The sequence below is a fragment of the Streptomyces sp. NPDC058691 genome (genome assembly GCF_042714775.1).
Lineage (GTDB): Bacteria > Actinomycetota > Actinomycetes > Streptomycetales > Streptomycetaceae > Actinacidiphila.
This window is the reverse complement of sequence record NZ_JBHXSO010000117.1, coordinates 1-10,682: the sequence shown is the minus strand read 5'-3', so window position 1 is coordinate 10,682 and position 10,682 is coordinate 1. Positions and strand designations below refer to the sequence as shown.

The 10,682-nt window shown below is 74.6% G+C and carries 8 protein-coding genes and 1 riboswitch; of the genes, 1 reads left to right on the top strand and 7 read right to left on the bottom strand.

Annotated features, from left to right (window positions below; genetic code table 11):
• The 7 genes from ACFWVC_RS37965 to cobF all read right to left on the bottom strand — a co-directional run.
• On the bottom strand, positions 1-1,865 hold a 1,865-nt coding region (locus tag ACFWVC_RS37965; RefSeq protein ID WP_384299019.1), incomplete at its 3' end, for a phosphodiester glycosidase family protein.
• A 230-nt stretch (positions 1,866-2,095) separates the two neighbouring features.
• A complete protein-coding gene (locus ACFWVC_RS37960; protein ID WP_384299016.1) occupies positions 2,096-3,004 on the bottom strand; it encodes an ECF transporter S component in 909 nt (302 codons plus the stop codon).
• On the bottom strand, positions 3,001-4,635 hold the full coding sequence (locus ACFWVC_RS37955; RefSeq protein WP_384299013.1) for an ABC transporter ATP-binding protein: 1,635 nt from the start codon (positions 4,633-4,635) through the stop codon (positions 3,001-3,003). The genes ACFWVC_RS37960 and ACFWVC_RS37955 overlap by 4 nt, the downstream gene beginning before the upstream one ends.
• Positions 4,632-5,810, bottom strand: a complete 1,179-nt coding sequence (locus ACFWVC_RS37950; protein ID WP_384299006.1) for an energy-coupling factor transporter transmembrane protein EcfT — start codon at positions 5,808-5,810, stop codon at positions 4,632-4,634. Before ACFWVC_RS37950 ends, ACFWVC_RS37955 begins: the two co-directional genes overlap by 4 nt.
• Positions 5,810-6,751 carry a hypothetical protein gene (locus ACFWVC_RS37945; protein WP_384298999.1) on the bottom strand — a complete coding sequence of 314 codons (942 nt, stop codon included), beginning with the start codon at positions 6,749-6,751 and terminating at the stop codon, positions 5,810-5,812. The genes ACFWVC_RS37950 and ACFWVC_RS37945 overlap by 1 nt, the downstream gene beginning before the upstream one ends.
• Positions 6,748-8,115 carry a prenyltransferase/squalene oxidase repeat-containing protein gene (locus ACFWVC_RS37940; protein ID WP_384298992.1) on the bottom strand — a complete coding sequence of 456 codons (1,368 nt, stop codon included), beginning with the start codon at positions 8,113-8,115 and terminating at the stop codon, positions 6,748-6,750. Before ACFWVC_RS37940 ends, ACFWVC_RS37945 begins: the two co-directional genes overlap by 4 nt.
• Before the next feature lie 121 nt (positions 8,116-8,236).
• A riboswitch (cobalamin riboswitch) is annotated at positions 8,237-8,322 on the bottom strand.
• 368 nt (positions 8,323-8,690) lie between these two features.
• The gene (gene cobF / locus ACFWVC_RS37935) at positions 8,691-9,446 is read right to left on the bottom strand and encodes a precorrin-6A synthase (deacetylating) (protein WP_384298986.1); all 756 of its coding nucleotides are present in this window, start codon (positions 9,444-9,446) and stop codon (positions 8,691-8,693) included.
• Positions 9,447-9,894: 448 nt separating this feature from the next.
• Between cobF and ACFWVC_RS37930 the strand changes: the two genes are divergently transcribed.
• Positions 9,895-10,554, top strand: a complete 660-nt coding sequence (locus ACFWVC_RS37930) for a CAP domain-containing protein (RefSeq protein WP_384298979.1) — start codon at positions 9,895-9,897, stop codon at positions 10,552-10,554.
• The last annotated feature ends 128 nt before the right edge of the window (positions 10,555-10,682 follow it).

The window sequence follows — 10,682 nt, the reverse complement described above, 5'->3', positions numbered from 1 at the left end:
TCGGGGGCCTTGGAGAACGTCGTGGCCGCGGTGCTGTTGTTGCGCCAGCGGGCCAGCACGTCGTCGTCGAAGTCGTAGACCGTCTTGGTCTGCACACCGATCGTGATCGGCAGCTGCGCCGACACACCACCGACCGAGATCTTCAGGATCGTGCTCGCGTTGGCGAGCGGGGTGATCCGCAGCTTGCCGCCCACGGACTTGACGTCCACGACATCGTGATCGTAGTCCAGCGAGAGGTCCTGCGGGTCGATCGGGGCCGTGTAACCCTCGCCGTCACGGCCCGTCACCGAGACGGTGGTCGCGTCGTCGGACGTGGGCGCGGCGATCGACAGGAGCTGAGAGGACGGCTCCACGCTGGTCAGCGGGCCGAGGACGGAGACCGTCCCGTGTCCCTGCACGCCACCCGCGGTCGCGTCGACCGTGACCGGGCCGTGCGCCTGGGGCGCCGTGAGCGTGCCGCCCTCGACGGTCGCCTCACGCGCGGACCACTGCACCGACTGCGGGTCGACCGCCACCGGCGTCTGGTGGTTGTCGACACCCACCGCGGAAAGCACACGGTGCAGCCCCGGGAAGACCTTCACATCGCCGTCAGCCGCCGTCTGGCCGGGCGCGGGCTTGACGAGAAGCTGGTTGAGCTCGCCGTCACCCTTGATGACGAACACGCCGACGCCGTTGGTGTTGTTGCGCTCCTGGCCGTCGGACGGGGTGTTGCGAATGGTCACCTTGTCCTCGCCGAGCCGGCGGGCGACCATCTCGCTCGAACCACCGCTGTCGAGGATGACCGCGGTCTGCACGCCCATCGCGACCATGTCGTGGCCCACCTTGGCCACCGTGACGCCGCCCTTGCCGGTGCCGCCCGGGCCGTTCCACTCGCCGAGCACGAGGGTGTGGCCGCCGTCCTTGAAACCGAACGACGTGCGCGGGGAGATCGCCGAGTTGTCCAGGTTGGCGCGGGGCTTGCCGCCGGAGACGATGATGCCCTCACCGGTGCCGCCGTGGCCGAGCGCGAACTTCATGGTCTTGGCAACGTTGTCAGCCAGTTCCCAGTCGAGCGTCGCCGGGTCGCCGGGCTGCAGCGCGCGGATCGCGGCCGCCGAAGCGCCGGTGCCGACCAGGTAGAACCCGTCGTCCGGGATCGCTCCCGAGCCCGCGGGACCGTTGGGGGTGACCGACACGACCTTGCCGTTCCGGACGAGGACCTCGGCGAGGTCCTGGTCCACACCGATGAACGGCCGGTTGCGGCTGTAGGTGCCCCAGGCGGACGTGAACGCGACCATGCCGCCGGCGGGTACCGGGTGGGGCTCGGGGTCCGCGGCGTTGACCGACAGGACCTTGTGGTCCGTGCCCGCGAAGTTCGCGGACGCGTTGACCATGACGTTCACGAGCTGCGCGATGCCGTCCTTGCTGACACCGACGTGCGGCTGCACCGGGGCGGCTTCCGGACCGCCGAGGTTGGTGGTCTTGAGCAGCTTCCCGTTCTGGATCTCGGCACCGTGCGCCGCGGTGGAGTTGCCCAGGTCGTAGAAGTCGCCGTTCACGCCGGCGACGGCACCGGCCTTGTCGGCGGCCACGCTGAGCGGACCGCCGGAGGCGACCGGTCCGGCGGTCAGGAGGTCCGTGGTGACCGCGCTGTTGGACAGGTCCACGGTCAGGAACCGCGCGTCGTACCAGCCCTGCTGGTCGAGCGCCTGCACATGCTGCAGGTTGATCCCCGGACCGATCTTCTCGGACGTGTTGATCAGCGGGATGCCGCCGGTGACGGGCGCGGGCCGGCTGCTGTCCGCGTACGCCACGGCAGGCGCGGCCGCGAGCGCGGTCGCCGTGGCGAGCACCACGAGCAGTGGCCTTGCACGCCGATGGTTCAAGACCATCATTTTCATGGAAACCTCGGGTCGGAAGAGGACACGGAGGCAACACCTCCGCTGCACCCATGTCCTCATGGGTGCGCACCCGATTAGAGGGATCCAGCGAAGAGTGCACATGACATCTTCACAATCAGCCAGTGAACCCTGGCTGTGACCTTGTGTCCCCGCCCCCGGGACGAGAAGTGACGTCTCGTCAGGACGTGTTGTGCCGTCGCTGCACTGACGATGCGTCAGGTACGCTCGGGAGTCCCGCCGTCCGTCGGGGCGGCGGGGCCGTCGTCCTCCCGGGGCCGCAGTACGCGGATCGGCGCGCCGAACGCCGCCCGGTCCGTCGCGGAGCGCAGGGCGGCCAGCAGCCGGGGCCCGGCCAGCAGCACCAGCAGGGCGTTGAGGACCCCGCGCGGCACGTCCCAGCCGAGCGAGGTGGTGAGGTAGAAGGCCGCGTAGCGGCGCAGGTTGTCCAGCGCGCCGGCGTGCGGGGCGTACGCGGTCGCGGCGGCCGGGTCGACGAGGCCGGCCGGCCAGAACCACAGGTTCATCACGACGCCGTAGAGGAGGCCCGCGACCAGCGCGTAGCCGACCAGCAGGGCGATCTCCGGGCGGCCGGTGACCCGGCGCGGCAGGAGCCCGGCGCCCAGTCCCACCCAGGACGCGGCCAGCATCTGGAACGGCAGCCAGGGCCCGATGCCCGCGGTGAGCAGGGCCGAGGCGAACATGGCCGTGCTGCCGAGGGCGAAGCCGAAGGCCGGGCCCATCACCCGGCCGCCCAGCAGGAAGACGACGAACATCGGCTCCAGGCCCGCGGTGCCCGCGCCGAGCGGCCGCAGCGCGGCGCCCACCGCGGACAGCACGCCCAGCAGCGCCACGGCCTTCGCGTCGGCGGTCCCGTCGAGCAGGGCGCTGAGGACGACGCCGAGGATCAGCAGGGTGAGCGCGGCGAAGAGCCAGGGGGCGTCCTGGCCGTGGGCGACCGGGGAGGACGCGTCGGCGAGGAAGGGCCAGCCGAAACCGGCGAGCCCGACGAGCGAGACCAGGACGAGGGCGACCGCGGAGCGCGGGCCGATGCGCGGCAGGCCGGGGGTGCGGGCGGCCAGGTGAAGGACGTGCTCGCCGTCGGCGGGCGTCCGTGTGCCGGTCATGCCGGGGCCCCCTGTCCCGTGGCGAGTGCCTGGAGCGCGACGCGGGCCTCGTCGACGGTGAGCAGCGGCGCCGGCGCGAGGACCTTGGCGGTCTGCGGGGCGAAGGCGGGTGAGGCGGCCAGCGCCGCGACGGCGTCCTCGTCGGCGACGATCTCGCCGTCGGCGAGGACGGCCACGCGGTCGGCCGCCGCGGCGGCGAGTTCCACGTCGTGGGTGACCAGCAGCACCGCGTGTCCCTCGGCGGCCAGTTGCCGCAGGATCGCGGTGGCGCGGGCCTTGGCCGGATAGTCCAGGCCGCGGGTCGGCTCGTCCAGCAGCAGCAGTTTCGGGCGGCGGGCGAGGAGCACCGCCAGCGCGAGGGCGAGCCGCTGGCCGCTGGACAGGGCGCGCGGGTGTGCCTGCGGGTCGATGCCGGGCACCAGTCGCTCCAGCAGCGCGGCCGTGGTGCCGGGCACTGCCCCGGCCTCGCGGTCGGCGCCCGCGCACTCGCGGTCCACCCGGTCGGCGAGCAGCAGGTCGCCGGGGTCCGAGGGCACCATGCCGACGGCCGAAGCCATCTGGCGGCGCTTCAGCTTGAGGGGGTTCTCGCCGGCCACGCGCACCTCGCCGGCGGTGGGCCGGTGCAGTCCTGCCAGGCACGACAGAAGGGTCGACTTGCCGGCGCCGTTGCGGCCCATGAGCGCGGTGACCCGGCCCTCGTGCAGGGTGAGGTCGATCCCGCGCAGCGCCGGCACCGGGCCGTGGTGCGCCACCAGCCCGCGCAGCGAGGCGACCGGCTCGCCCTGCGCCGCGGTCTCGCGCGGCACGGGAGCCGCGCCGAGCAGCGGATGACCGGCGGCCCTGCGGCGGGCGTCGCGCACGCTCAGCGCGACGGGCCGCCAGCCCAGCAGCCGCGACAGTTCGACGACCGGCGGTGCCACGGGCGCGTCGGCCAGGACATCGGCCGTCGGGCCGTAGCGCACCGGCTCGCCGCCACCGGGCACCAGCAGGGCGGCGTCCGCGTACTGCGCGACCCGTTCCAGCCGGTGCTCGGCGAGCAGCACGGTCGTGCCGAGGTCGTGCACGAGCCGGGTCAGGGCGGCGAGCACCTCCTCGGCGGCCGGCGGGTCGAGGGCGCTGGTCGGCTCGTCCAGCACCAGCAGCCCCGGCTGCGCCGCGAACGCGGCGGCCAGCGCGACCCGTTGCTGCTGCCCGGCCGACAGCGCCTGCAGGGACCGGGAGCGCAGATCGGCCAGCCCCAGCAGGTCGAGGGTCTCCTCCACCCGGCGGCGCATCGCCTCGGGCCGCAGCGCCAGGCACTCCAGCCCGTAGGCGATCTCCTCCTCGACGGTGTCGGCCACGAAGGCGTCCGCCGGGCGCTGCGGTACGACGCCGACGGCGTCGGCGAGGTCGCGCGGGGCGTGCGCGGCCGTGTCCCGGCCCGCGGTGGTCACCCTGCCGTACAGCGTGCCGCCCGTCGCGTGCGGGACGGCGCCGTTGACGGTGCGCAGAAGCGTGGACTTGCCGCTGCCCGTGGCGCCCACGACCAGCACGAGTTCCCCGTCTGGCACGGCCAGGTCGACCCCGGCGAGCACCGGCGCGGTCGCGCGCGGGTAGTGGAAGGAGACCTGCTCCCAGTGGACGGCGTTCACTGATGCTTCCTCGGCTGGTCGGTGAGCCGCCCCGGTCCGGGGGAGGCGGGGGCCCGGTCGTGGTCGCCCGGTGGTGGCGGGGTGAGATGGGCCGGCAGCACGGCGCAGAGCACTCCCGCCACGGCGAGCAGCGGCAGGCCCGGCGGTTGCAGCGTCCAGGGGTCCGGGGCGAGGGCGGCGGGCGAGGTGAGCACGAAACACAGCGCGGCGAGGGCGCCGCTGACGACCGCGACCCACTCGGGCAGCGCCCACGGGTCGGGACGGTAGCGGGTGCGCTGGACCGCGGCGCCGCCCAGACGCATTCCGGCGACGCAGCCGATCACCCCGACGGCCAGCAGGACCGGACCGGCGTGACCCGTGGTCACCTCGCCGAGCGGGCCGGCGGGAACGGTGGTCGAGGAGTCCAGCAGGCCGTAGACGCCGACGACGACGGAGGCGAGGCCGCCGAGCAGCAGGGCGTGGACGGTGGCGCGGCGCCCGGCCGGCACCGCGGCGCGCCGCCCGTACCCGCGTGCGTCGAGGGCGGCGGCGGTGGCCAGGGCGCGGTCCAGGGCCTCTTCGAGTACGGGGGCGGCGATGGAGAGCGTGCCGCGCAGTCCGCGGACCGGCAGTGCCCGCAGCCGCCGGGCGCGGCGGACCCTGCCGACCGCGGCGACGAGTTGCGGCGCGGCGCTGAGCGACACGGTGACGGCGACGCCGAGTTCGTGCAGGGCGCGCGGCAGCGCCCGCAGCAACCGGGCGGGGCTGGCCAGCGCGTTGGCGGCGCCGAAGCAGAGCAGCATGACGCCCAGGCGCACACCGTCGCACAGCGCCGAGTACACCGCTTCCGCCGTCACGGGTCCGCCGAGCCTCACCCCGGTCATCCACGACGGCAGCGGTATCTCGGGCAGGTCGAGCAGCACGGTGGTGCCGCCGTACCCGACGAGCAGGGACTGGAGCACCAGCCGGATCACCACCACCGCGACGGCCAGCTTCAGGAAGACACCGTAGGCGGCTGCCCAGGGCGCCCGGGTGCGGCGGGCGGCGACCACGTAGCCGGCCGCGGCGCCCAGGAGGGCGAGCAGCAGGATGTCGGTGGTGCGGCTCGCCGCGGTGGCGAGCCCAAGTGCCCATGCCCACCAGGCCAACGGGTGGAGTTGGCGGGGCAGCAGCAGCCGCGCGCCGGGGCGCGGCATCAGTCCGACACCTCCGGCGGCCTGCGGTCGCGCCTGCGGGCCCTGATGACGGCGGCGCCGGCCAGGGCGGCGACCGCGACGGCTCCGACGAGCAGCGGCAGGCCGTTCCAGCGCTGTTCGCCTGAGCGCTCGCCGGCCGACCGCACCCCGTCCGAGGTGGCGGTCGCGCCGGGGCTGCCGGTGGTGCCGGCCGCCTCGGTTCGGGAGCCGGCCGATGTGCTCGGGGCCGGGCTCGTGGAGGCGTCGGCGCTCCGGCTCGCGGAGGCGGCGGGCGTGGCGCCCTTGCCGGTCGTACTGGCGCCGGGGTGCGCGGCCGGGTGCGAGGCGGTACCACCGGTGGCGGATCCGCCGTTGCCCGGGCCGCCGGTGCCCGACCCGCCCGTCCCACTGCCTGACGATGTGTCAGTCCCGCCGCCGGACGCACCCCCGCCGGGCTTCGTGGTGGTCCGCGTCGGCCGGGGCGTCGGCGTCGGCGGGACCGCGCTGCGGGGCGACGGGGGCTCGTTTGCCCCGGAGTCCTGCCACACCCACGCGTCGATGCCGCCCTTCACCGGGGTGCGGCCGGCCGGGCCGGCCGCGCCGTACACCCAGGTGCTGGTGCCGGGGAGCATGTACCAGTACGACCAGTACGTGTCCTTGTCCACCGCGGCGCAGCCCGTGCCGGGAGCCCCGTCCAGCGCGCAGACGAAGCCGCCGCCGTAGGGACCGGAACCCAGCCGTACCGCGATGCCCGCTTGCTGCAGCGCCTGGAGGCCGCTCTGCGGCGACGGCGCGCACCCGGTCCGGCTCGGGTACGGGGCGTCCGGGACGCCGCGGTCCTCCACGACGACCAGCACGCCGGAGCAGCCGTCCACCGCACCGGCCGGGACGGCGGCGGGCCACAACAGCACCGCGGCCACGGCGGCGAGGGCCGCCAGCGCCGCCGAGCCCCGCCGGATCACGCCCCGGTTCCCGCGGAGCGGCGTCGCCGGACGGCGACCACGGCGGCGGCACCGGCCGCCACGAGCGCCGCGGAACTCCCCGCCAGCGGCAGCACGGACGTGCCGGTGCTGGCCAGCGCGCCGCCGGTACCACCCGTGCCACCGGAACTGCCGGAACCACCCGAGTCCGTCGAACCGGCGGGGGCCGTCGCGCTCGGCGTGGCCGAGGCGGAGTCGGTGGGGGTCGCAGAGTCGGTGGGGGTCGCGGAGCCGCCGGGTTCGGTGGGCTCACCGGACGCGGTGGGTGAGGGGGTGGTGGAGGCGCTGGTGGTGGGGCTCGGCGACGAGCAGTCCAGGGTGGCCAGTCCGTCCGTCGCGCCGGCGCCGTCCACCGTCGCGTACGAGACCCCGGACAGGGCCGTCACCGCCTGCACGGTCGCGCGCAGGGCGTTGCCGTCGGCCTTGGCCTCCTGGTAGCCGACCGCGCCGCGGTCCTTGGCCGCGCCGTCGCAGCCGACCTGACGCGCGCGCAGCCAGTCCGCGCCCTTGTCGGCGGCCGCACCGCGGCCGCCGGCCCGCAGGGCCTGGGTGGCCAGGGCGGTCGAGTTGGCGTTCACGACCGCGGTCGGGCCCGTGCCGGCGAACCCGCCGTCCTTGGCCTGCTTCTCCTCCAGCCAGTCGAGCGCCTCGCCCGCGACGTCGTCCTCGTCGCCGACGGCGAGCAGGGCCTGCACGACCATGCCGGTGCCGTCCGCGTCGGACTCGCACTCCGCCGGGGTGTCGGGGAAGAAGACCGGGAAGCCGCCGTCGGCGCACTGGTTGGCGAGGAGGAAGTGCACGGCCTCGCCGGGCACGGCGCCGCCGTCCCGCTCCAGCGCGATCAGGGCCAGCGACTGCGTCAGCGAGTTGGAGTAGTCGTTGACCTCGGTGCCGCCGAAGGTGGCGTGGTCGGTGAAGCGGCCGCTGGGCTGCATACGGGAGTTGAGCTCCGCGATCAGGTCACGGCCGGCGAACGCGCCCGGGTCCCGGTGGCCCGTCTCGGCCACCAGCGAGAGTTTCGCGAGCGACCCCGCGTAGATGTCGCCGGGCGTGTCACCGGTGAGGTACGACTCGGCGTGCGCGGCCAGCCAGTCGGTCGCTGCGGCCGTCTCGCCCTTGCCCGTGCGCGTCGCCGACAGGGCCAGCACGACATCCGCCGTGAGACCGGGGTCGGCGCCGAAGTCGCCCTCGACGTGGTCGCCGTCCTTCAATTGGCGGCCCGCCCATCCGGCCGCTGCCGCGGCGTCCGACGGCACGGCCGGAGCGGCCGCGGCGGACGTCGCCGACAGGGCGACAAGGGTGGCGGTGATGAGCGCGGGAGCGACCGTGCGGCCGGATATGCGCAACGAAGCCTCCTGAACGGTGGCCCTCGGGACGCACCCAGGAGAGCGGCCGCGCAAGACGCGGGCGGCCGAGCCCGTGGGCCTCGTCCCGTGACCGCGACGGATGAGAACCAGTGCCGCCGATGGGTCATCGGGCTCGCCGCGGACGGCATCACGGATGCCGCGCGGCCCACCGTTGCGGGCCAGCGCCGGAATTCGACCGGCTTCCCCCACCAGAGGCGGAGGGAAGGCTACGTCCCGGAGCCGCGCCCCTTCAAGGCGGCACCTGCGAGTGTGACAACACCCACGCGCCCATCACCTGCGGCAACGCCCGTCCGCCGGGCCCGCGCACGCCGAACTCTCCTGCCGCCCGCCCGTGTTGCGGTCCGCCGCGAGGGCGGACCCGGCCGGCGGGCACGCCACCGGCGCCCTGGGCTCGATCACCCCACCAGCGGGGAACCCGGTCCGACACGTCGGGCGGTCCCCGCCGTGGCCACAGCCCTCAGGGCACACCCGCAGGCCGGGCCCCACCGCCCCACAGGACGCCTCGGCAGACACGCCCCCCGGCCCAAGGCGCCACGCCCCACCCCGCGGGTGGGTCAGCGGCGCAGCAGGTACGTGTCCATGATCCAGCCCTTGCGGGCGCGGGCGTCGGCCCGCAGCGCGCGGATGCGCTCGGCGGTCTCCGCGAGCGGGCCGGAGACGAGGATCTCGTCGTCGGTGCCGAGGTAGGCGCCGTAGTGGATCTCGATGCCCTCGGGGTCGATCCCGGCGAACGCCGCGTCGCCGTCGAGCATGACGACGACGTCGTCGACGCCGTCGGGCAGCCCGCCCTCGGCGAGCCGGCGGCCGGTGGTGATCTGCACCGGCCGGCCGACGCGGGTGAGCGTCGTGCGGTGGCGGGCGGCCAGCACGGAGACGCTGCTGATGCCCGGGATCACCTCGTAGGTGAAGGCGGTGGCGTCCGCGCGGGCGCGGACGTCGTCGAGGACGGCGATGACGCTGTCGTAGAGGCTGGGGTCGCCCCAGACGAGGAAGGCCCCGGTCTCCTCCGGGCCGACCTGCTCCGCGAGAAGGTGCTCGACCACGTCGGCCCGGCGGCGGCGCCAGTCCTCGACGGCGGCGGGGTAGCCGGGGGCGGTGCGGTCGCGCTCGGCGTCGGGGACCTCCACGACGCGGTGGCCCGGCCGGGCGTGCTCCTCCAGCATGCGGTGGCGCAGCCGGACGAGTTCCTGGCGTTCGCCGGTCTTTCCCAGGACGAGGAAGACGTCGGTCCCGGCGATCGCCTTGACCGCCTGGAGGGTGAGGTGGTCGGGGTCGCCGGCGCCGATGCCGATCACGCGTATGTGTCGCATGGGGCGATTGTGCCGCGTGTTGACCTTGTTGCGCCGCACCGCAGGGCCTGTTCCCGGGGTCCCTGTGAAGTCCGTCACCCCGGATCGGGCGGTTACGGCTCGCCATAGTAGACGGCCACCCATCGGCATATGCGTTCCATCCCCACTGGAAGGGACATTCCGCGCAGAACGGGGCGGACCGAGTGCCATCCGCGTGTCGCTTCCGGCCGTCCGCCGGGCACGGACGGCATCCTGAAGGAACGTCAGATTTTCACAACAAGGCGCCGAACGGGCAAGCGCATGCCTCGCTCCGCGGCGCAAGGATCGTCTTCGCTACGAGTCGGCGTAGTAACGATCTTCCATTGCCCCGCTCTCGGGACGGTCCGCACAATGACCGAGCCCGCACGGCGTCTCAGCAGCTCAGGCGGGATGTGAAGACGGACGCCGAACCACCGAGTGAGGTCACGCAATGACGAACCACCGCCGGACGACGCGCCATCGCAAGATCGTCGTCGCCGCTCTCGCCGTCGCCGCCGTGGGAGTGCCCTCGGTCGCCATGGCATCCATCGACAGCCCGCAGGACGCCCGGCACGGCGCGTGGTCCCGGGGGCACTGGAACAACGCGTCCTGGGGCGGCCAGTGGTCGCACGGCGGCTGGCACGGCGCGCCTTCCTCGGCCCCCGCGGCCCCCGCGCCGCCGGCCTCCGCCCCCTCGCAGGCGCCCGGCTCGGCGCCCTCCGGCGTCCCCGTGACCGGGAACGTCACCACGCTGGTGAAGCTGGTGAACCAGGAGCGCTCCAAGGCCGGCTGCTCCGCACTGAAGCTCAACGGCAAGCTGACCGACGCCGCCCAGGAGCACAGCGCCGACATGGCCGAGACGGGCACCATGTCGCACACCGGCTCGGACGGCTCCACCCCCTCGGACCGGATCAGCGCCGCCGGCTACAACTGGCGGTCCTACGGCGAGAACGTGGCGTACGGCTACTCCTCCCCCTCGGCCGTGATGCAGGGCTGGATGAACAGCCCCGGTCACAAGCGGAACATACTGGACTGCTCCTTCAAGGAAATAGGAGTCGGCCTGGCACAGCCGGGCAGCTACTGGACCCAGGACTTCGGCGCCGCGCGCTGAGGTGACGCCCGAGGGGCGCCGCGGGGCGCGCGGCGGGCCGCCCCCCCCGGGGGGCGGCGGGAGTTGTGAGGGGGTAGGGGGGCGGGGGGGGGGGGGGAGGATATTAAAAAAAGAAAGAGGACGAGCAA